The 21361-nt window shown below is 36.2% G+C and carries 23 protein-coding genes; 22 read left to right on the top strand and 1 reads right to left on the bottom strand.

The window, feature by feature from the left end; translation table 11 throughout:
• Positions 1-65: 65 nt before the first annotated feature.
• The 11 genes from M014_RS0107665 (at position 66) to M014_RS0107615 (ending at position 8876) form a co-directional block, all read left to right on the top strand.
• Positions 66-1328, top strand: a complete 1263-nt coding sequence (locus M014_RS0107665) for a tetratricopeptide repeat protein (RefSeq protein ID WP_026591193.1) — start codon at positions 66-68, stop codon at positions 1326-1328.
• 71 nt (positions 1329-1399) lie between these two features.
• On the top strand, positions 1400-1936 hold the full coding sequence (locus M014_RS0107660; RefSeq protein WP_026591192.1) for a ReoY family proteolytic degradation factor: 537 nt from the start codon (positions 1400-1402) through the stop codon (positions 1934-1936).
• Positions 1937-2096: 160 nt separating this feature from the next.
• On the top strand, positions 2097-2558 hold the full coding sequence (locus tag M014_RS0107655; RefSeq protein ID WP_081810985.1) for a YpiF family protein: 462 nt from the start codon (positions 2097-2099) through the stop codon (positions 2556-2558).
• Between the two features lie 141 nt (positions 2559-2699).
• Complete coding sequence (gene qcrA, locus M014_RS0107650; RefSeq protein WP_026591190.1) at positions 2700-3212, top strand: menaquinol-cytochrome c reductase iron-sulfur subunit; 513 nt, start codon at positions 2700-2702, stop codon at positions 3210-3212.
• Positions 3213-3887: a menaquinol-cytochrome c reductase cytochrome b subunit gene (gene qcrB / locus M014_RS0107645; RefSeq protein WP_000932700.1), complete on the top strand. Its 675-nt coding sequence runs from the start codon at positions 3213-3215 to the stop codon at positions 3885-3887.
• Between the two features lie 53 nt (positions 3888-3940).
• Entirely contained in the window at positions 3941-4708 is a 768-nt protein-coding gene (gene qcrC, locus M014_RS0107640) for a menaquinol-cytochrome c reductase cytochrome b/c subunit (protein ID WP_026591189.1), read from the top strand.
• Between the two features lie 266 nt (positions 4709-4974).
• The gene (locus tag M014_RS0107635) at positions 4975-5565 is read left to right on the top strand and encodes a DUF1405 domain-containing protein (protein ID WP_026591188.1); all 591 of its coding nucleotides are present in this window, start codon (positions 4975-4977) and stop codon (positions 5563-5565) included.
• 27 nt (positions 5566-5592) lie between these two features.
• Positions 5593-6279, top strand: a complete 687-nt coding sequence (gene lit, locus M014_RS0107630) for a lipoprotein intramolecular transacylase Lit (protein WP_026591187.1) — start codon at positions 5593-5595, stop codon at positions 6277-6279.
• Positions 6280-6405: 126 nt separating this feature from the next.
• Positions 6406-7194, top strand: a complete 789-nt coding sequence (ypjB, locus tag M014_RS0107625) for a sporulation protein YpjB (protein ID WP_026591186.1) — start codon at positions 6406-6408, stop codon at positions 7192-7194.
• 103 nt (positions 7195-7297) lie between these two features.
• Positions 7298-7981: a zinc metallopeptidase gene (locus tag M014_RS0107620; RefSeq protein ID WP_026591185.1), complete on the top strand. Its 684-nt coding sequence runs from the start codon at positions 7298-7300 to the stop codon at positions 7979-7981.
• Positions 7982-8234: 253 nt separating this feature from the next.
• On the top strand, positions 8235-8876 hold the full coding sequence (locus M014_RS0107615) for a uracil-DNA glycosylase (RefSeq protein WP_026591184.1): 642 nt from the start codon (positions 8235-8237) through the stop codon (positions 8874-8876).
• Positions 8877-8962: 86 nt separating this feature from the next.
• On the opposite strand, the gene M014_RS0107610 is transcribed toward M014_RS0107615, so the two are convergent.
• Complete coding sequence (locus M014_RS0107610) at positions 8963-9844, bottom strand: YitT family protein (RefSeq protein WP_026591183.1); 882 nt, start codon at positions 9842-9844, stop codon at positions 8963-8965.
• A gap of 302 nt (positions 9845-10146) precedes the next feature.
• Between M014_RS0107610 and M014_RS0107605 the strand changes: the two genes are divergently transcribed.
• From M014_RS0107605 to dinG, 11 genes are all read left to right on the top strand, one after another.
• On the top strand, positions 10147-10488 hold the full coding sequence (locus M014_RS0107605) for a nucleotide pyrophosphohydrolase (RefSeq protein ID WP_051588565.1): 342 nt from the start codon (positions 10147-10149) through the stop codon (positions 10486-10488).
• Positions 10488-11288, top strand: coding sequence for a 4-hydroxy-tetrahydrodipicolinate reductase (gene dapB / locus M014_RS0107600; RefSeq protein WP_026591181.1), 801 nt, complete (start codon positions 10488-10490; stop codon positions 11286-11288). Before M014_RS0107605 ends, dapB begins: the two co-directional genes overlap by 1 nt.
• A 14-nt stretch (positions 11289-11302) precedes the next feature.
• Positions 11303-11698, top strand: coding sequence for a methylglyoxal synthase (gene mgsA / locus M014_RS0107595; RefSeq protein ID WP_026591180.1), 396 nt, complete (start codon positions 11303-11305; stop codon positions 11696-11698).
• A gap of 11 nt (positions 11699-11709) precedes the next feature.
• Positions 11710-12414 (top strand): bacillithiol biosynthesis deacetylase BshB1, encoded by a 705-nt coding sequence (gene bshB1, locus M014_RS0107590; protein WP_026591179.1) that lies wholly within the window; start codon positions 11710-11712, stop codon positions 12412-12414.
• Positions 12411-13556, top strand: a complete 1146-nt coding sequence (gene bshA / locus M014_RS0107585) for an N-acetyl-alpha-D-glucosaminyl L-malate synthase BshA (RefSeq protein WP_026591178.1) — start codon at positions 12411-12413, stop codon at positions 13554-13556. Before bshB1 ends, bshA begins: the two co-directional genes overlap by 4 nt.
• Complete coding sequence (locus M014_RS0107580) at positions 13543-14736, top strand: CCA tRNA nucleotidyltransferase (RefSeq protein ID WP_026591177.1); 1194 nt, start codon at positions 13543-13545, stop codon at positions 14734-14736. Before bshA ends, M014_RS0107580 begins: the two co-directional genes overlap by 14 nt.
• On the top strand, positions 14721-15701 hold the full coding sequence (locus M014_RS0107575) for a biotin--[acetyl-CoA-carboxylase] ligase (protein ID WP_026591176.1): 981 nt from the start codon (positions 14721-14723) through the stop codon (positions 15699-15701). The genes M014_RS0107580 and M014_RS0107575 overlap by 16 nt, the downstream gene beginning before the upstream one ends.
• Positions 15702-16080: 379 nt before the next feature.
• Entirely contained in the window at positions 16081-16917 is an 837-nt protein-coding gene (panB, locus tag M014_RS0107570; RefSeq protein WP_026591175.1) for a 3-methyl-2-oxobutanoate hydroxymethyltransferase, read from the top strand.
• On the top strand, positions 16917-17765 hold the full coding sequence (panC, locus tag M014_RS0107565; RefSeq protein ID WP_026591174.1) for a pantoate--beta-alanine ligase: 849 nt from the start codon (positions 16917-16919) through the stop codon (positions 17763-17765). The genes panB and panC overlap by 1 nt, the downstream gene beginning before the upstream one ends.
• 12 nt (positions 17766-17777) lie before the next feature.
• Entirely contained in the window at positions 17778-18161 is a 384-nt protein-coding gene (panD, locus tag M014_RS0107560) for an aspartate 1-decarboxylase (protein ID WP_026591173.1), read from the top strand.
• A 204-nt stretch (positions 18162-18365) separates the two neighbouring features.
• On the top strand, positions 18366-21158 hold the full coding sequence (gene dinG / locus M014_RS0107555) for an ATP-dependent DNA helicase DinG (protein WP_026591172.1): 2793 nt from the start codon (positions 18366-18368) through the stop codon (positions 21156-21158).
• Positions 21159-21361 lie beyond the last annotated feature (203 nt).

The raw sequence follows: 21361 nt of genomic DNA, 5'->3' as shown, positions 1-21361 counted from the left end.
CGTGGTGACAGTTGTTTATTATTAATGAACAGAAGAGAATATTATAAGAGTTAAAGGAGAAATTTATGCAAAAGTTTGAACAAGCTGTTTCTTACATTGAAAACGGTGAAGCGGAAAAAGGATTAGAACTATTAAAAGAATTGGTAAAACAAGGGACGGACGAAGAAAAATATGATATCGCCCGTTACTATCATACACTTGGATTTATTGATGAAGCGTTAGCTATTACAGAAGACCTACGTTTGTTATATCCCGAAGAAAGCGAGTTTACAATATTTTTAGCAGAATTATACATTGATTTAGATAAAGAAGACGAGGCGATCGAAGTACTTCATGATATTCCTGAAGATGATGAACTATATGTTCAATCTCTATTACTTGTTGCAGATTTATTTCAAATGCAGGGTTTCGATGATGTTGCGGAACAAAAACTATTAAAAGCAAAAGAAATGATGCCAGAAGAGCCTGTTATTACTTTTGGATTAGCAGAACTCTATAGCAGTAAAGGTGAAGAGCAAAAAGCGATTGCCTATTATGAGTCATTACTTGCTGAGCATAAAGTAATGGGAGGGGTTGTGATTGCTCTTCGTTTAGCTGAAACGTTAAGTGCAATTGGAAACTGGGAAGAAGCCATTACGTATTATGAAGAAGGGCTAGAAGAGCAGAAAGATATTCATTCTTTATTCGGCTATGCATTTACACTTTATCAAGGCGAAGAGTATCAAAGAGCAATTGGGGCTTGGAAAGAATTAAAAGAATTAGATCCAGAATATGCTTCTTTATATATGTATTTAGCTAAATGTTATGAAAAAGAAGGGATGCTTCAAGAAAGCTATGAAACACTTCATGAAGGAATTAAAATTGATGAATTATCCGTACCTCTTTATGTAGAACTTGCAAATATTGCAGCGAAGATAGGAAAGCTAGCAGAAGCAGAAGAATTGCTTCAAAAAGCATTACAGCTTGATCCGGGACATTTAGGTGCGATATTAAAATATGCATATATCTTAAAAGAACAAGAAAAATATGAAGAACTAATTGCTGCTGTAGAAAATGCAATGGATAGTGGAGAGCAAGATACACAATTACTTTGGGATCTAGCATTTGCGAAAAAACAATTAGAAATGTATTCTGATGCATTAAAACACTATGAGAGTGCATATACTTCTTTTAAGAATCATCCAGATTTCTTGGAAGAGTACGGTTATTTCCTGTTAGAAGAAGGCTTACGAAGAGAGGCAAAAGAAGTATTTACACGCTTACTACAACTGGACCCGACACAAATTCACATCGAAGAATTGCTATATAATTTAGAGGATTTTTCATAAGTTGGAAGGAAAGTGCATGCTGCTTCTTGAATCTAAATAAAAAAAGAAAGACAGAGGAGGGACTAAGCGCTATGAATACCCCTGTTTCTGTAAACGAGAAGAAGGATTTTGTAAAGTGGTTTTTAAACAATTACCAACTGAAACAGCGTGAATGTGTATGGATTTTAAATTATTTAATGAGTCATGATCAATTAATGCACAAAGTCCACTTCGTAGAACATGCAAAATACTGTCCTCGTGGTTTAGTGATGTCAGCAAATTGTGTAAAAGATACACCGTTTCACTTCTTTAAACAAAATGTTATGACGACGGATGCAGAAAAATCGTTTCATGACATCCGTTTAAATCGAGATGAGGACATTTATATTCAGCTTAATTTTAAATCATCGTTCCAAAATGCAAATTATGTAGCAGTATTAGAAGAAAATCCGTACTTACCAAAGCATATTGAAGTAAATGAAAAAGATCGTTTACTTGCGGAACGATTTTTAGAAGAGAGTGTATTTTCATTTCGAAGAGACCGACTTTTAAAGCAAATTGATGAAGCGCTCGACAATCAGGATAAGGAAACTTTTTGTAAGTTAACCGAGGAATTAAAAAGCTTATAAGGAATAATTTTTTATTTAATTTTGACAAATTTCCGACTACTTAAAGAAAAACTACCTATATTAGGTAGTTTTTCTTTTTTTACCCGTTTTAGTATGGTTTAATAGATATAAAGTGAAAGTTCTGTCATTTAGATTGAAATAACAAGTAAAGGAGGGAATTATGATGAAATGGGTTGTAAAAGATGCGGAGCAATTTGAACAAGCTAGGGAGTATGTGGATACTGGTATTATACCCCTTCTTTCTATTTCCGTAGCAAAAGAAATGAAGGGGATTGTAGAGCAAGGAGAATTTATTCAAACTTTAAGTATGGAATTAGAAAGAGAATATAAAGGAAGAGTACTCTTACTACCTCCTTTTACTTATTTAGCGGAGCAACAAAAGAAAGAGCAAGCGCGATTGCAAGAGTGGGCAAGCCATTTACAAGACCAAGGACTGAAACATATTGCGTATGTTACCAGTGATTTGGGATGGAAAGAGGCTGAAGATATGCTACCAGGTCATTTGTTTTGGTTACCATCTCTATCGTTAGAACAATTTAGTGATCAAGCGAAAAGAGAAGTAATTCAGGCACATGTAAAAAATATAATGTCTCTATTGACTGAAAAGTGGGAAAATAAATAATAAACAGATAGTTCTTATGATTATGAGTAGTATGATATTGACCTGTGCATGTGGGTATTATATCATGAAAGTGTCCTATTTTTTATTTTTTATACTGGTTTGTCACGAGGGGACAATTTCTGATAGAGGGGGGAAATTTTCGTGAGCGAGAAAGAACATCGTGTGTCAAGAAGACAGTTTTTAAACTACACGCTTACAGGTGTAGGGGGGTTTATGGCAGCTGGTATTTTAATGCCGATGACGCGTTTTGCACTTGATCCGGTTTTAAGGAAAGAGGCGGGGGGAGAGATGGTTCCTGTTGCACAAGTTAAAGAGATTACAACAGAACCAAAACGCTTTGACTTTAAGGTAAAGCAGGTTGATGGTTGGTACAAGTCCGAAGAACCTAAATCTGCTTGGGTGCACAAAGATGAAAGCGGAGACATTGTAGCGTTTTCGCCAGTGTGTAAACATTTGGGGTGCACGGTTAACTGGAATTCCGATAAGTCGCATCCTAATCAATTTTTTTGTCCGTGTCACGGAGGACGTTACACAAAAGATGGCATAAACATAAAAGGAACGCCGCCTCTTGCTCCACTTGATGTGTATGAATCTAAAGTGAAGGATGGAACGCTTTATTTAGGAAAAGCAAAGCCAAGAGGGGGTGCGAAATAGATGTTAAATAAAATTTATGATTGGGTGGACGAGCGGCTAGATATTACACCGATATGGCGTGATATTGCAGACCATGAAGTACCCGAACATGTAAATCCGGCGCATCATTTTTCTGCATTCGTCTACTGCTTTGGGGGACTTACGTTTTTTGTTACTGTAATTCAAATTTTGTCAGGAATGTTTTTAACAATGTATTATGTACCTGATATTAAAAATGCTTGGGAATCAGTTTATTATTTACAAAATGAAGTTGCATATGGGCAAATTGTTCGTGGCATGCACCATTGGGGTGCCAGTCTGGTAATTGTAATGATGTTTTTACATACACTTAGGGTCTTCTTCCAAGGTGCATATAAGAAACCTCGTGAATTAAACTGGATTGTCGGTGTTCTTATTTTCTTTGTTATGCTAGGTCTTGGTTTTACTGGATATTTATTACCATGGGATATGAAAGCACTATTTGCAACAAAAGTAGGGATTCAAATTGCGGAGCAAACACCGCTTATCGGCCCTTATATTAAAACATTACTTGCTGGTCACTCCGAAATTGTCGGGGCTCAAACATTAACTCGCTTCTTTGCTATTCACGTCTTCTTCTTACCAGCAGCACTTCTAGGTCTAATGGCCTTCCACTTCATCATGATTCGCAAACAAGGTATTTCTGGTCCGCTATAAGAGATTGCTAATTTAAAAGAATAGAAGAAAAACTGAATTAAAGGAGGGAGATTATGCATCGCGGTAAAGGGATGAAGTTTGTGGGAGATTCACGAGTACCTGTAGCACGTAAACCGAATATCCCAAAAGATTATTCTGAATATCCAGGGAAAACAGAAGCTTTTTGGCCGAACTTCTTGTTAAAAGAATGGATGGTTGGTGCGGTTTTTTTAATCGGTTATTTATGTTTAACAGTGGCGCATCCGTCACCACTTGAGAGAATGGCGGATCCTACAGATGCAGGATATATACCACTTCCAGACTGGTACTTCTTATTTTTATATCAATTGTTAAAATATTCATACGCATCAGGCTCATATACTGTAATCGGTGCATTTATTATGCCAGGAATTGCGTTTGGAGCATTGTTATTGGCTCCATTTCTCGATCGAGGCCCTGAAAGACGTCCGTTGAAGCGTCCAGTGGCAACTGGATTTATGCTATTAGCGATAGCTTCTATCATCTTTTTAACATGGGAGTCTGTGGCACATCATGACTGGGAAGCTGCAAAAAAACAGGGTGCAATTGTTAAAACGACACAGGTGGATAAAAATGATGATGGTTATAAATTAATGCAAAAAAATACATGTTTAACATGTCATGGTGATAACTTACAAGGGGGTGCAGCAGCACCAGCATTACAAAACTTAACGTTAAAACCAGAAGAAATTGCAAAGATTGCGAAAGATGGAAAAGGTGCAATGCCTAAAGGGGTATTTAAAGGTACGGATGAAGAGGTAAAGAAACTTTCAGAATTTATTGCGAAATATAATAAGAAATAAGTGAAGGCTGACTGCAATTTTTTGTAGTCAGTTTTTCTATTTGGAAGAGGAAGTTTGTTATAATATATATACATTTTGTTTTTCAATTTAAAAGTGTCTGCTATGAAGAACAAAAGGTAATCGCTATTTGTTTTCTCGTTGTGTTTCTCACTTGGCATGAGGTAAAGGATCTGACCACTACTATGCATGAACGGATGCTCTCTCCTACTTAAAAGGACTGGTTTTTATAAAGAATTACTATATTTGAAAGGTGTTGTACATATAGATTGGCTTATTTGTATGCATTATTAAGACAGCGTTCAGTTTTAATATTTTTACTTATTATTAATATTCTAGGAACAATATTTGGTTTTGTTTGGTATGGAGAACAACTGATGGAAACTTCAATGATATTCTGGCCATTTGTTCCGGATAGCCCTATTGCAAGTTTATTTTTTGTAATCGTGTTATTCGCATTTTTACGAAATAAAAATTGGGGACTAATAGAAGCGTTAGCAATCGTTTCGTTAATGAAATATGGTATTTGGGCTGTTGTTGTAAATGGTATTATGTTTATGGTTCAGGGCGATCTTGGGTTTATGGGCTATATGTTGGTATTTTCTCATTTTGCAATGGCCGTGCAAGGTTTATTGTATGCTCCGTTTTACCGTATTAAAAAGTGGCATTTCATTGTAGCGAGTATATGGACATTACATAATGATGTAATCGACTATTTATTTTGGCAAATGCCGAGATATGGTATTATGCATTTGTTTGTTGAACAGATTGGTTATTTTACATTTTGGCTAAGTATTGTTGTACTAGCTATTACATATTATTATTGTTTGAGAAGGAATCGAAAGCAGTTTTTGTTATGAATTTAAATGAGGAATTGGGGGAAATGAATGAATGCAAATAAGATAGGACCAAGAGTGCTGGATAGCTGTATAAATTCTATTGTCTCATACTGTATCGCATTTTTTATTTTTGCTGCTGCAACTACAATTGTTGTATATGGAAAATGGATATATTATGCAGATATACATTTTTTAAATATACCAGATTTAGCAAATATGACAGAGTCTGAAATTAAGAGAAACTATGATGTGCTGATTACATATCTTTCTCCTTTTTATCAAGGGTCATTACAGTTTCCTACACTGGATATGTCAACAAGCGGAAGAATTCATTTTGTTGATGTGAAAAATATTTTAGTGAAAATTCAATACGGAATGTGTATGGCGCTTGGTATTGTTTTATTGGGTGGGTGGTACTTATTACGAAAAAGAAAGGTGAAGTTTTTATTACATGGTGCAATTTTGACTATTATATTTCCGATTGCGCTTACTTTACCCATTGCCATTAATTTTGAAAAGAGTTTTGTACTATTTCATAAACTTCTTTTTACTAATGATTATTGGCAGTTTGATAGTGAAACGGATCCGGTTATTTTAATGCTACCAGAACAGTTTTTTATGCATGCAGCATGTGTTATTTTATTATTGATTTTATGCGGTAGTGCGATTTGTTATTTTATGTATCGTTATTTACGAAAAAAGAGTAAAACTTCAATGAAGAATCTTTATTCATAAAGTAAAACTTTCATTAGTCGAGAGTTCATCCCTTAACAATTAACATAAAATATTTTTCAACCTTGTTCTGTTCTATTCTTGTCCACCTTAACATATTTTGTACTAGTAGTTATAGGGGGGACCGGGATGAAAAGAGTCTTAATTGGAATGATAGCATTTCTGATTATATTGTTTCCAGTACGCATATATGCTGAAAAATGGACTGAGTTAACGGTACTACTAGATGATTCCTTACAACTTGTAAAACAGGAAGAATATGAGAAAGCAACGCAAGTATTGCGAAGTTTTTCAGAGCGATTTGTATTACGAGAGAACACAAAGGAAAATAAACTAACACCTATGCATTTTCGCATAATTTCTTTAGCATATGACAAGGCACAGCAATCGCTTGGAGAAGAAAGTGTAGATCGTCAAATAAAAATAGATGATGTATTAGCATTACAACTGGCGGTAGATGCGGAGGTATCTAAGTATCAACCGCTTTGGATAGAACGAGAAGGACGTGTTATGGGGGCTTTTGCTAAAGTTGAAAAAACACTTCAAGCAGGAGATAATGAAGGTTTCCAACGATCGTTAAATACATTTCTACGTGAATTTGATGTGATTTATCCAAGTTTAATGATTGCATTGCCAGAAAATCAATCGCAGCGTGTAAATGCGCATTTATCGTATTTGGATGAATTTCGTAATGTTATGTTAAAAAATAAAAGTGGACAAACGCAATTAGGGATTATAAAAGAAGATTTACAAAAAATATTCCAAACAGCAAAGAAAGATGAAGTGGATTCGTCTCTCATATGGTTTATGACAATTACAGGTGGGATCATTTTGTTTACATTAACATACGTTGGCTGGAGAAAATATAAGGGAGAGAAAGCAAAGCGTACCAGCGGGATGCATTCTAAAAATCGATAATATTACGAATATAGACAAGGATTGTAAGGTTTCTTTATTGACAATGTGTAAAGAAGAAAATAGAATGGAAAGTACTAAATAATTAAGACTTCACTGGAGGTTCATGATGTTTTATTTAATTTACTTCGCGATCATTATGATCATACCGTTGTATGCACAGTCTAAAGTACGTAGTGCTTACAGTAAGTATTCACAAGTGTATTCAACATCCGGTATGACAGGAGCGGAAGTGGCTCGGAAAATTTTAGATGAGAATGGATTATACAATGTAGCTGTAGAAGAAACACCAGGTCATTTATCAGATCATTATGATCCAACAGCAAAGACCGTTCGTTTATCAACGGATAACTATTATGGTCATTCTGTTGCGGGAACAGCGGTAGCGGCTCATGAAGTAGGACATGCGATTCAAGATGCAAATGATTATAACTTTATGCGTCTTCGTCATTCATTAGTGCCTATGGCGAATTTTGGATCAAATATGTCATGGATTTTTATCTTAATTGGTATGTTTGCACAAATGACTGGTTTATTGTTACTAGGGATTATTTTAATGGCTGCAGGTGTACTGTTTCAACTTGTTACATTACCAGTTGAATTTGATGCATCCAAACGTGCAATGCAGCAAATTGAAGCTCTTGGAATTGTATCGACAGATGAATATGGGCAAGCTCGTAAAGTATTAAACGCAGCAGCATTAACATATGTGGCAGCAGCAGCAGTTGCAGTATTTGAATTGCTTCGTCTAGTGTTAGTATATACGGGTATGCAACGTAGTGACGATTAAAGGCTATCAATTTTGATAGTCTTTTTTATTATGCTTGGATTTTAGGGGAATTTGGCAACTCAAACTTAACTGTTGGAACGAATTCTAATGTGAATTTTTGTAGAGATGAAATTCATCTTTATAGAATAAGAAGATGGGAATTTTTTTACTAGGTTTAATTTCATTTGTTTTTTTGTTCTACGTGTAATTCGGTAATAGAATTCTAGAGAGAAAGTTATAATAAGAATAGGTAGAATGATTAAGATTAAAGGTGATGAGTATGCAATATCCAGCTTCATTAGTGATGCATGTGAAAGAGCGTAGTGTTAACTATGCCGTAGAGGGATTTATAAGTGGACAAGGTCCTGAAAAGCCGAAATTGATGCTTGTTGGAGAAGCACCTGGAGAAACTGAAATTCATAATGGTATTCCATTTAGTGGAAGAGCAGGAGAGCAGTTAATGGTTTTTTTAGAACATATTGGTCTAAAAAGAGAAGAAGTATATATTACAAGTGCTGTTCGTAGTCGGCCTTATACGTGGAGAGAGAAAAGAGAGCGGAGCGGGCAAATTATTCAGAAGAAATACAATCGAACTCCTAATCAGAGAGAAGTACTTGCACATGCTCCTTTGTTAGATTATGAGATAGAGCATGTGCAAGCGCCGGTTATTGTCACACTTGGAAATATTGCACTAAAGCGTTTAGTGGGATCAGGTAAAAAGATTACTGATGTTCATGGGGAATTATTACAACAACCAGTGCGGAAATTGAAAAATAATCAAAGCACAGATTTTGTATGGACTGAGCAAGTGTATAATATCTTTCCGACATTTCATCCAGCTTCAATTTTTTATAATAGAAGCTTATTGGAATTAATTTATGCTGATTTAGAAAAGTTGAGGGAGTATATAAAGTAGAATGGTAAAACACCTAGAAAAGCTTATTTGGGCTTGAAAGCTTTTCTAGGTACACATATGGGTTTACGCTTGAAGAATTCATGTAGTTAATTATGTAAAGGGTTTTTATTCTCATCTAGTGTAAATCCTTCACCAACTACATCATGTACATCGCTTACTGCAACAAATGCATGAGGATCCACAGAAGTGATAATATTTTTTAATTTTACGATTTCATTTTTTGCAACAACACAATAAAGGACATTTCGTTCAATCTTTGTATAGGAACCAACAGCTTTTAAAAAGGTAGCCCCGCGCTCCATTTCGGATAGAATTTTGGCTGCGATTTCGTCATTTTTGTCAGAAATAATGGTTGCTCCTTTCGCTGCATATGCCCCTTCTTGCATAAAATCAATCACCTTCGCTCCGATAAAGACAGCAACTAACGTATACATGCCTTCGCGATAAGATAAGTATGTGAGAATTGAGATGACAATGACAACAGCGTCAAACATAAACATCGTTTTTCCCATGCTCCAGCCAATATATTTATGTGCTAATCGCGCAATAATATCGACACCGCCAGTTGTCCCGCCGTATTTAAATATAATTCCGAGGCCAATGCCAATAAAGGCACCTGCGAACAATGCAGCTAACGTCATATCGTTTTGCAAATTTAAATGTAAATTTAATGATTCATAGCGTTGGAAAATCCAAAGAAATAAAGAAACACTAAATGTTCCGATTAATGTATATAAGAAAGTTGTTCGTCCTAGTAACTTCCAACCGACGAAAAAGAGAGGGATGTTTAAGAGTAAATTTGTATATGATGGATCAAGTGAAAATAGAAAATAAAGTAATAACGTAATTCCTGTAAAGCCACCTTCTGCTAAGTGATTTTCAATATTAATATTTACGATGCCAAAAGAGAAGATAGCGGAACCAATCAAAATAAATATAATGTTTTGAATCTTCAAGTTAGTTTTCATGCCGTAAGCCCCCTAATATGTAATTGTTACTTTGCTCCGCTAAAACGATAAAATACAGAAAATAGTTTTACTTTGCCCTGCGCCAACGGTTGGTAGGAGATAAAGCTAAGAATGGGCGGACCATCCGTAAGAGTCAGATTGGCTAGGGCTAATCTTTTGCAAGAAGAGCGTTTGCGAAAGAAAGTTTCACTTTATTATAGTCTATCCAAAAATACGTGGCAAATAGGGGGGAAGAGGAATAATATTTGTCAAATCGCCATGAATTGGCTAACATGAAAGAGGAAGGATTAGAGGTGAACAATATGGAACAAAAAACGATGAAAGATATGCAGAAAGAAGTTGATGCATATATTAGTCAATTTAAAGAAGGTTATTTCAGTCCGCTTGCAATGATGGCACGTTTGACAGAAGAAATGGGTGAACTTGCAAGAGAAGTGAATCACTATTACGGTGAAAAACCGAAGAAAACGACTGAAAAAGCTCGAACAATTGAAGAGGAACTTGGAGATGTATTATTTGTTATGATCTGTATGGCAAATAGCTTACATATTGATTTAGAAACAGCACATAACATTGTAATGAATAAATTTAATATACGTGATAAAGATCGCTGGACACGTATTGAAGAGGGAGAGAAAGAGTAATGAAAGATATTAAAGTAATTATTGCTGGACCAAGAGGACGCATGGGATATGAAGCTGTACTTCTAATGGAGAGAACACCACATTTTCAATTAGTAGCAGCAGTTGATTATAAACATGGTGGTGACAAAATTTCAAATCTTCCAGGAATGCCAGCATTAGATGCCCCAATCTATGCGGACTTACATACTTGTTTAAATGAAGTAGAAGCGGATGTATTGCTAGATTTAACGACACCAGAAATCGGAAAAAAACACGTTACACTTGCTGTTGAACATGGTCTTCGTTCTGTTATCGGTACGACAGGGTTTACAGAAGAAGAACTTCAACATTTAACAGATACTGCGAAAGAAAAACAAGTAGGTACAATTATTGCTCCAAACTTTGCAGTTGGTGCAGTACTTATGATGAAGTTTTCGCAAATGGCAGCGAAATATTTCCAAGATGTTGAAGTGATTGAATTACATCATGATCAAAAACTAGATGCTCCTTCGGGAACAGCTGTAAAAACAGTAGACTTAATCCGTCAAAATCGTGAACCAAAACAACAAGGTCATCCAAATGAAACAGAACAATTAAAAGGAGCACGTGGTGCGAATGTAGATGGGATTCACATTCATAGCGTACGTTTACCAGGCCTTATTGCGCATCAAGAAGTATTGTTTGGTGGAGACGGACAGATGTTAACGGTTCGTCATGATTCATTCAATCGAGCATCATTTATGTCTGGAGTAAAATTATCTATCGAAACAGTAATGAATCTTGATCATCTTGTATATGGATTAGAGAATATCATCGATTAAAGGGGAGAAAACGGATGAAGATTGCCTTAATCGCACACGACAAAAAGAAGGATGATATGGTTTCGTTCGCATACGCATATAAACCAATCTTTGAACAACATGAACTTTTTGCAACAGGAACAACAGGTCTTCGTATTATGGAAGCGACAGGTTTAGAAGTTACAAGATATCAATCTGGTCCTCTTGGTGGTGACCAGGAGATTGGTGCAATGATTGCAAAAAATGATTTAGATATGGTGATTTTCTTCCGAGATCCATTAACAGCACAACCACATGAACCGGATGTAAATGCGTTGCTTCGTTTATGTGATGTATATGCAATTCCGCTTGCAACGAACATGGCAAGTGCAGAAATGTTAATGCACGCATTAGATCGAGGGGATTTGGACTACCGAAAGTTAAGAAAATGAGGGGAACAATTATGAGTGGATTACATATATTAGCGTTTGGTGCCCATGCCGATGATGTTGAAATCGGCATGGCAGGCACCATTGCAAAATATACGAAACAAGGATATCAAGTTGGCATCTGTGATTTAACAGAGGCTGATTTATCTTCAAACGGAACGGTCGAATTAAGAAAAAAAGAGGCCCAGACAGCTGCTCGTATTATGGGAGTAGAAACGCGGATTAATTTAGCAATGCCGGACCGTGGTTTGTATATGAAAGAAGAATATATACGGGAAATCGTAAAGATTATTCGTACATATAAACCAACGCTAATTTTTGCACCATATTATGAAGATCGTCACCCAGATCATGCGAATTGTGCAAAACTTGTGGAAGAAGCGGTATTTTCAGCGGGTGTTCGTAAATATATGCCAGAAATTCCGCCACACCGTGCGCAATCTTTTTATTATTATATGATTAATGGTTTTCATAAACCCAATTTCTGTATAGATATTAGTAAGCAGCTTTCTGAAAAGATAGCAGCGTTAGAAGCGTATGAAAGTCAGTTTACAACTGGAAGTGATGGGGTTAAGACACCTTTAACGGAAGGGTATGTTGAAACGATTATCGCTCGTGAGAAAATGTTTGGAAAAGAAGTTGGAGTTATGTATGCTGAAGGATTTATGAGTAAAAAGCCAGTTTTATTACATGCTGATTTAATAGGGGGATGTAAATGAAATTGAAAATAGGTATAACATGTTATCCTTCTGTGGGTGGTTCTGGAGTTGTGGGTACGGAACTTGGAAAGCAATTGGCTGAACGAGGTCATGAAATTCACTTTATTACCTCTGGAGTTCCATTCCGATTAAATAAAGTATATCCAAACATTTATTTTCATGAAGTAACGGTAAATCAATATTCTGTCTTTCAATATCCACCTTACGATTTAGCATTAGCAAGTAAAATGGCAGAGGTGGCGCAGAGAGAAAACTTGGATATTTTACATGTGCACTACGCAATACCACATGCAATTTGTGCATACTTAGCGAAGCAGATGATTGGAGACGATATTAAAATCGTTACGACGTTACATGGAACTGATATTACTGTACTTGGTTCAGACCCTTCTCTAAATAATTTAATACGGTTTGGTATTGAGCGATCTGATGCTGTTACAGCTGTATCTCACTCGTTAATTCAAGAAACAAATGAGCTTGTAAAGCCAAATAAAGAAATTCAGACTGTATATAATTTTATTGATGAGCGTGTCTATTTTAAGAGAGATATGTCCCAACTAAAAAAAGAGTATGGCATACGTGAAGGTGAAAAGGTATTAATTCATATTTCGAATTTTCGTAAGGTCAAGCGTGTACAAGATGTTGTCCAGTCATTTGCTAACATTGTAAAAGAAGTGGATGCGAAATTATTACTTGTTGGTGATGGACCAGAATTTTGTACAATTGTACAGTTGGTGAAAAGCTTACATATTGAAGAACATGTTTTGTTTTTAGGAAAACAGGATAATGTTGCAGAGCTTCTTGCCATGAGTGACTTAATGTTACTTTTATCGGAAAAAGAAAGCTTTGGTCTTGTTTTACTAGAAGCAATGGCTTGTGGTGTGCCATGTATTGGAACACGGGTTGGGGGCATTCCAGAGGTTATTAAACATGGTGAAACGGGATATATATGCAAAGTTGGTGATACGTTAGGCATAGCAAAACAAGCAATACAACTCCTTAAGAATAAAGAGCTTCATCAAAATATGGCAGAGCAAGCGATGGCAGCTGTATATGAGCAATTTGGTTCAGGAAAAATTGTTTCACAATATGAGGAGATTTATTATGACATACTAAGGGATGACAAACATGAAACGATTTAAGCAGGCTGCAGAGATTATTGAAATATTAAACCGACATGGACATGAGGCGTATTTCGTTGGTGGAAGTGTTCGTGATTTTATTATTGGTAGACCGATTGGTGATATTGATATTGCAACATCGGCTTTACCAGAAGAAGTAATGAATCTATTTCCGCGTCATGTTCCTGTCGGTCTTGAACACGGTACTGTTATTGTTTTACAAGAAGGAGTTCCTTATGAAGTGACAACCTTTCGAACAGAAAGCGAATATGAGGATTTTCGACGACCGAGCACTGTTCAATTTGTGCGTTCATTAGAAGAGGACTTGCAGAGACGTGATTTTACAATGAATGCAATTGCGATGACTGAACAGGGAAAAATCATTGATTTATTTGGTGGGCAAGAGGCGATTAAAACGAAAGAAATTATAACTGTAGGAGATGCATCTTCTCGTTTTCAAGAAGATGCACTACGTATGATGCGTGGTATTCGCTTTGTTAGTACTTTAGGCTTCTCTTTAGAGGAACAAACGAAGTATGCGATTGAAAAGTATGGACATTTGTTGGAACATATAGCGATTGAAAGAATTACGGTTGAGTTTGAAAAGCTGTTGACAGGTACATATTGTGTAAAGGGGCTTCAAAAACTAGTAGAGACAAAATTATTTACGCATTTACCGTATTTACAAATGTCAGAAGAGAGAATTTTAAAAGCTGCGCAATATAAATGGGATTCTTTTGAAACGGAAATTGAGGCGTGGGCATTTTTCCTATATTGTATTGGTGAAGAACATCCATCAGTTTTCTTGCGTCAATGGAAATTTTCAAATAAAAAAATAAAAGATATTGTAGCTGTTATATTAGCAATCCGTTCTAGAAAAACAAAGTCTTGGGATGCAGTCTTTCTATACAAAACAGGTTTGCAGACTGCTTTAATGGCTGAAAGAGTATATCAAGCTATTATAGAAAAATATGATATGTCTTCTGTAAATCAAGTGCAGTCATTATTTAATTCATTATCTATCCATAATCGTCAGGAAATGAAGGTAAGTGGTAATGATTTATTAGGTTGGACAGAAAAAAAGCCGGGACCATGGGTGGCAGAAGTGTTGCAAAGAATTGAAGAAGAAATTTTACAAGAACGATTAGAAAATGAGAAAGAAAAAATAAGGGAGTGGCTACACGGATGCAATCTACTATAAGAAAACAATTATTACAAGTTTTTTCTGAAGCGGATGGTGAGTTTGTATCTGGTCAAATAATTAGTGACAAGCTTGGCTGCTCAAGAACCGCTGTTTGGAAACATATGGAGGATCTTCGAAGTGAAGGGTATGAACTAGAAGCTGTACGCCGTCTTGGCTATCGGATTGCTAGTAAACCAGATAAAGTAACAGCGAATGAAATTCAATTAGGCTTACAGACAGAATTTATAGGGAGAACAGTTTATTTTGAAGAATCTGTAGAGTCTACGCAGCATATTGCAGCAAAACTTGCTTATGAAGGTGCAGCAGAAGGAACGATTGTTGTGGCGGAAGAACAAACGGCAGGGCGCGGTCGTTTGAGTAGAAAATGGCATTCACCAAAAGGGACAGGAATTTGGATGAGTATCATTTTGCGTCCGGCTATTCCAGTTCATCATGCGCCTCAACTTACACTATTAGCAGCTGTTAGTGTAGCTCAAGCGATTGAAAAATGTGTAGGTGTACATGTTGGAATTAAATGGCCTAACGATATTTTAATACAAGGTAAAAAGGCTGTTGGTATTTTAACAGAGATGCAGGCTGATCCAGATAAAATTAACGCTGTTATTATGGGAATAGGCATTAATGCAAACCAGGAGCAAGAGCATTTTGCTGATGAGATTAAGCAAATCGCAACTTCTTTAGCGATTGAATCAGGTAAACCAATTGTTCGAGCGGAGCTGATGCAACAGATCTTTTTACAAATGGAGAAGTTATATCAAGAATATGTAACGAATGGTTTTTCGGTTATTAAACTTCTTTGGGAAAGTTATGCGATAAGTATAGGAAAAGAAATTACGGCTAGAACGATGAAAGATACGATTACAGGTATCGCAAGAGGAATTACAGCAGATGGTGTACTTATGTTAGAAGATGATAAGGGGCAGATCCATCATATTCATTCTGCGGATATAGAAATTAAGTGAAGAGAAGTTCCAATTTGGGAGCTTCTTTTTATTTGTATATTTGATGGATAGGAATCAAATTGTGGATAACCGTTAATTGGTATTTTGAAAATTTCACATACTGTAATAAAATAGAAAATTATTTTTTCAAAAAAATGTAGTAATTTTATTTCTTTGTTTGCTATAATTAGTTCGAACATGGGCAGTATCTGAGTGAACTGCACCGTTATTTCAAGCGATGAAGAAAAATAATTTGGATTCTGCCTTGATCCAACAACGGACTGGGACAGAGGGATGAATTTTGCCGACTAACACAACCCTTCTGCTCTTTTGTGGCCAGAGGGGTTTTTTATATGATTTCGGTCATCTCCTCTCTCCTGAAATAAAGGAGGAGTAATTTTTGAAAACGACAACAGATTTTTTGAAAATGAAAGAGAAAGGTGAGCCGATTACGATGCTTACTGCGTATGATTATCCATCTGCTAAGCTTTCAGAAGAAGCTGAAGTCGATATGATTTTAGTAGGGGATTCTCTTGGAATGGTTGTACTTGGATACGATTCAACGATTCCAGTAACTGTAGATGATATGATTCATCATACGAAAGCAGTGCGCCGTGGAGCTAAGGACACTTTTATTGTAACGGATATGCCGTTTATGTCTTACCATGTATCTTTGCAAGAAACAATGCATAATGCACGTCGTATTATTCAAGAGAGCGGAGCACATGCAGTGAAAGTGGAAGGGGCTGATGAAGTAGTCTCAATCATTCGCTTCTTAACGAATGCAGGAATTCCTGTTGTATCCCATCTTGGTTTAACACCTCAATCTGTGGGGGTATTAGGTGGTTATAAAGTGCAAGGAAAAGATGCGGAAAGTGCAAAGAAATTGTTAGAAGATGCGAAGAGGTGTGAAGAAGCTGGTGCGATGGCAATCGTTTTAGAATGCGTACCAATGCAATTAGCAGAGCTTGTATCACAGCAACTGACAATTCCTACAATAGGCATTGGTGCAGGGAGTAAAGTAGACGGCCAAGTGCTTGTTTATCACGATCTCATTACGTATGGAGTGGAGCGTGTTCCAAAATTTGTGAAGCAATATACGTCTGTTCAGGAAGAAATTGTACGTGGGATCTCACAATATGTTACTGAAGTAAAAGCAAGACAATTTCCTGAAGAAAAACATTCATTCACAATGAAAGAGGAAGAGTGCTTAGCGTTATACGGAGGGAAACAGTAATGAAAATTGTAACAACAGTGCAAGAGATGCAGAGAATTGCCAGTGAAATTCGTGCAAGTGGGAAAGAAAGTGGCTTTGTTCCAACGATGGGATATTTACATGAAGGGCATGCTACTTTATTACGTCAAGCACGAGAAGAGAATGAAGTGGTTATTTTAAGTGTATTTGTAAATCCATTGCAGTTTGGACCGAATGAAGATTTGGATCGCTATCCTCGGGACATTGTTAGGGATGAGAAGGTAGCAAAAGAAGCTGGAGTCGATTATTTATTTTATCCGAGTGTGGAAGAAATGTACCCAGCAGAACAGACTACAAAAGTTGAGGTTGTAAAGCGGACAGACGTGTTATGCGGTAAGCAACGACCAGTTCATTTTTCTGGTGTTGCGACTGTATTGATGAAGCTATTTAATATTACAATGCCGAATCGTGCCTATTTTGGTATGAAAGACGCACAGCAAGTTGCTGTTATTGAAGGGTTTGTACGTGATTTTAATATTCCAATTACAATTGTACCTGTTGATATTGTTAGGAAAGAAGACGGATTAGCAAGAAGTTCTCGCAATGTATATTTATCGGAGAAAGAGCGCGAGGAAGCGCCGCATTTATATCGTAGCTTATGTATAGCGAAAGAGCGGATTGAAGAGGGAGAGCGTAATCCACAAGTGGTTACAAACCTCGTGAAAGAATACATTGAAAAAAATACACAAGGTACTGTTGATTATGCAGATCTATATACGTATCCAGCTTTGACAGAGTTAGAGGTAATTCAAGGACGTATTATTCTTGCAATTGCAGTGAAATTTGAAAATGCACGATTAATTGACAATATAACATTAACAGTTAAATAAGGGGGAACATCTATGTTTCGCACAATGATGAGAGCAAAGTTACACCGCGCGACTGTAACGGAAGCAAATTTAAATTATGTAGGTAGTATTACAATTGATGAAGACTTAATGGATGCAGTCGAGATTGTAGAAAATGAAAAAGTACAAATTGTAAATAATAACAACGGAGCTCGCTTAGAGACGTATGTGATTAAAGGAGAACGTGGAAGCGGCGTTGTTTGTTTAAATGGTGCAGCTGCAAGGCTTGTACAACCTGGAGATAAAGTTATTATTATTTGCTACGGCCTCGTAGCGGCAGAAGAAGTATATAAGCAAGCACCAAAAATTGCGGTGTTAGATGATAACAATCAAATTATTGAAATGTTAGGTGCTGAAAAAGCTGGCACGATTTTATAAAGTAGAATTTTAATTAGTCGGGGACTTCATCCTCACCGATTGAGAGAAACAAAAGAAAAGTTATTCCTTATGGAATAGCTTTTTTATTTTGAAATGAAATCATTTCATTTTGTGCATCTTTTCATTAAGATGATATAAAACGTGGTATAGTAACAATATATGAATTTTTATTGTTTGAAAGGGTAAGAAATTGAGGTGTTACATATGAGTAAGCGTTATGTCGTTGTCGATTTAGAGACGACAGGGAACTCCTGGAAAGATGGGAAGGACAGAATTACACAAATTGCAGCTGTTGTAGTAGAAGATGGAGAAATACTGGAAATTTTTTCGTCTTTTGTTAACCCGAAGAGAGAGATTCCCCCATTTATTACAGAATTAACAGGGATTGATGAAAATCTTGTGAAACAAGCCCCGCTATTTTGCGATATTGCGCCAATGGTAGCTGAACTATTACATGGTGCTTATTTTGTTGCACATAACGTTCACTTTGATTGGAATTTTTTGAAGGAAGAATTAAAGCAGGCTGGATATGGAGAAGTAAACTGCCCAAAAATTGATACGGTTGAATTGGCACAAATTTTATTGCCGACAGCTGATAGCTATAAATTGCGCGATTTAGCAAAAAAACATGAATTGGAACACGATCAACCGCATCGTGCGGATAGCGATGCTCTTGTGACAGCAGAATTATTTTTACAATTTCTAAATCAATTAGAAAAACTCCCCCTTGTCACCTTACAATCTTTTTATGAGCTAAGCGATGTATTACAAAGTGATATAGCGAATATCATTTCAGAAAATATTTTAAATAAAGTGATGCTTGGTACAGAAGAGGCAAATGAGTACGAAGTATACCGAAATATTGCGCTGCGAAAACGAAATTATGCATTAGAAATGGGTGATGATTGTTCATCTAAATTTGATGCTTTTTTATACAAGTCAATGGAACAACTTGAATTAAAGATGCCAACTTTTGAAAAAAGGGAAAGTCAACAGCGAATGATGAAGGAAATATATACAGCGTTAAGAGATTCTCGTTTTTCATTAATTGAAGCTGGTACGGGTACAGGTAAGACACTTGCTTATTTGCTTCCAAGTATTTATTTTGCAAAGAAAAAAGAAGAGCCAGTTATTATTAGTACGCAAACGGTACAATTGCAACAACAAATGATTGAAAATGAAATTCCTTTATTGCAAAGTATACTACCATTTCCATTCGAAGTGGCTCTCTTAAAAGGAAGGAAACACTACCTTTGTTTACATAAATTTGAATATGCATTGCAAGAAGAAGAGAAGAACTATGATGCTGCGCTTACGAAAGCAAAAATTTTAGTATGGTTACTGCAAACAGAGACTGGTGATCGTGATGAGCTTAATATCCCAGAGGGTGGGAAGTTACTGTGGGATCGTATATGTAGTGACACATATAGTCCAGGTGGAATGCAAAGCAATTGGTTTAGTCGCTGTTTTTATCAACGTGCAAAAAATAAAGCGTTGTTCGCAGATATTGTTATTACAAATCATGCATTACTATTTCAAGACTTTGTTAGCGAAGATCCATTGTTGGGATCATGTGAATATATTATTTTTGACGAAGCTCATCATATTGAAGAAACAGCGACTCGGACACTTGGAGACCAGTTTTCATGCATGTATTTTCAATTGATCTTATCACGATTGGGTACGTTAGAAACAGATGATGTACTATCAAAGGTGTATGAATTGGTGGGAAAATCTAAAAATTCACCACGATCAACTTTTCGGATGTTAAGTCATAGGTTGAAAGAAATTAAATTTGATGCGGATGAATTATTTCAAATGTTACGTACATTTATATTTCAGCAAACACAGCAAGAACAAGGGGCAAATAATATACCACTTATTTATCGATATAATGCGGATCAAGAGGATGGAAAACTATGGAGGAGTATAGTCGAGTTAACTAATCGCTTCGTATACGAGTTGAGAAAAATACTTACTGTGCTAGATAAACAAGCGGATATATTACAAAGTAAAATTGAATGGGAGATACATGTTGTTACAGGCGAATTTATGCATTTACTTGAAATATTGCGCAAAATGGCCGACTCATTACAATTGCTTATACTAGAAAAAACAGCATATGTGACATGGATGGAAACAGAAACGAAAGGTACAATTCATTCCACTGTGTTATATGCACAACCTGTCCATATAGGCGAAAGATTTGCGGATGAGTTCTTAACAAAAAAGAGAAGCGTTATTTTTACTTCGGCGACTTTGACAGTTAATAATACATTTGATTATATGCAGGAACAACTTGGCTTATATGACTTTGCACCAGATACATTAACAGTTTCATCGCCATTTCATTATGAGGAGCAAGTGAAATTAATGGTTCCTACTGATGTCCCTCTTATTAAGGAAGTAAGCGAGGATACGTATATAAGAGAAGTATCCTATCATATTACGAAGATTGCTAAAGCGACAAATGGAAGGATGCTCGTATTATTTACATCATATGAAATGTTAAAGAAAGCATATACAAACTTAAAACAAGCGGAGGAATTAGAAGATTTTGTATTACTAACACAAAGTGTTCATAATCGTAGTCGAAGTCGTTTAGTTCGGAAGTTTCAAGAGTTTGATAAATCAATTTTGTTAGGAACAAGTAGTTTTTGGGAAGGGATTGATATTCCTGGAGATGCATTAAGCTGTCTTGTTATTGTTCGATTACCATTTACACCGCCTCATCAGCCGATGATGGAAGCTAAAAGCGAATGGTTGAAAAATAAAGGGGAAGATGTATTTACGAAGTTGGCACTTCCGCAAGCGATTCTTCGTTTTAAACAAGGATTTGGTCGATTAATTCGTACAACGACGGATACTGGAACGGTGTTTGTGTTAGACCGTCGTTTAACTAATTCTTTCTATGGAAAAAGGTTTATGCAATCTATTCCGAATGTTCCTCTTTATGAAGGGACATTAGAACAACTATTAGAGCACTTAGAACAATAATGCCGAAACAAGGAAACTTTAGTTAGTAGGAGTTTCTTCATTCTATACCGGTTCTTCGTTTTTACAAATGGTTTTTAGACGAAAAGTGTACTCTTGTCTAAGTATTATTCCTAGAGGTAGGAAAGGTTACGATCCATAAGTAGTGGAATAAATAAAAATATGCCTGAAGTACGATGTACTTCAGGCATGAAATGTGGGTAGGA

The organism is Bacillus sp. UNC437CL72CviS29, from assembly GCF_000482345.1.
Taxonomy (GTDB): Bacteria; Bacillota; Bacilli; order Bacillales; family Bacillaceae_G; genus Bacillus_A; species Bacillus_A arachidis.
This window is presented reverse-complemented; position numbering and strand designations above follow the sequence as displayed.

Coding starts and splice junctions, on each gene's coding strand:
- M014_RS0107665 (WP_026591193.1), top strand. CDS start 66: ATGCAAAAGTTTGAACAAGCTGTTTCTTACATTGAAAACGGTGAAGCG.
- M014_RS0107660 (WP_026591192.1), top strand. CDS start 1,400: ATGAATACCCCTGTTTCTGTAAACGAGAAGAAGGATTTTGTAAAGTGG.
- M014_RS0107655 (WP_081810985.1), top strand. CDS start 2,097: ATGATGAAATGGGTTGTAAAAGATGCGGAGCAATTTGAACAAGCTAGG.
- qcrB (WP_000932700.1), top strand. CDS start 3,213: ATGTTAAATAAAATTTATGATTGGGTGGACGAGCGGCTAGATATTACA.
- qcrC (WP_026591189.1), top strand. CDS start 3,941: ATGCATCGCGGTAAAGGGATGAAGTTTGTGGGAGATTCACGAGTACCT.
- lit (WP_026591187.1), top strand. CDS start 5,593: ATGAATGCAAATAAGATAGGACCAAGAGTGCTGGATAGCTGTATAAAT.
- ypjB (WP_026591186.1), top strand. CDS start 6,406: ATGAAAAGAGTCTTAATTGGAATGATAGCATTTCTGATTATATTGTTT.
- M014_RS0107620 (WP_026591185.1), top strand. CDS start 7,298: ATGATGTTTTATTTAATTTACTTCGCGATCATTATGATCATACCGTTG.
- M014_RS0107615 (WP_026591184.1), top strand. CDS start 8,235: ATGAGTATGCAATATCCAGCTTCATTAGTGATGCATGTGAAAGAGCGT.
- M014_RS0107610 (WP_026591183.1), bottom strand. CDS start 9,844: ATGAAAACTAACTTGAAGATTCAAAACATTATATTTATTTTGATTGGT.
- M014_RS0107605 (WP_051588565.1), top strand. CDS start 10,147: ATGGAACAAAAAACGATGAAAGATATGCAGAAAGAAGTTGATGCATAT.
- dapB (WP_026591181.1), top strand. CDS start 10,488: ATGAAAGATATTAAAGTAATTATTGCTGGACCAAGAGGACGCATGGGA.
- mgsA (WP_026591180.1), top strand. CDS start 11,303: ATGAAGATTGCCTTAATCGCACACGACAAAAAGAAGGATGATATGGTT.
- bshB1 (WP_026591179.1), top strand. CDS start 11,710: ATGAGTGGATTACATATATTAGCGTTTGGTGCCCATGCCGATGATGTT.
- bshA (WP_026591178.1), top strand. CDS start 12,411: ATGAAATTGAAAATAGGTATAACATGTTATCCTTCTGTGGGTGGTTCT.
- M014_RS0107580 (WP_026591177.1), top strand. CDS start 13,543: ATGAAACGATTTAAGCAGGCTGCAGAGATTATTGAAATATTAAACCGA.
- M014_RS0107575 (WP_026591176.1), top strand. CDS start 14,721: ATGCAATCTACTATAAGAAAACAATTATTACAAGTTTTTTCTGAAGCG.
- panC (WP_026591174.1), top strand. CDS start 16,917: ATGAAAATTGTAACAACAGTGCAAGAGATGCAGAGAATTGCCAGTGAA.
- panD (WP_026591173.1), top strand. CDS start 17,778: ATGTTTCGCACAATGATGAGAGCAAAGTTACACCGCGCGACTGTAACG.
- dinG (WP_026591172.1), top strand. CDS start 18,366: ATGAGTAAGCGTTATGTCGTTGTCGATTTAGAGACGACAGGGAACTCC.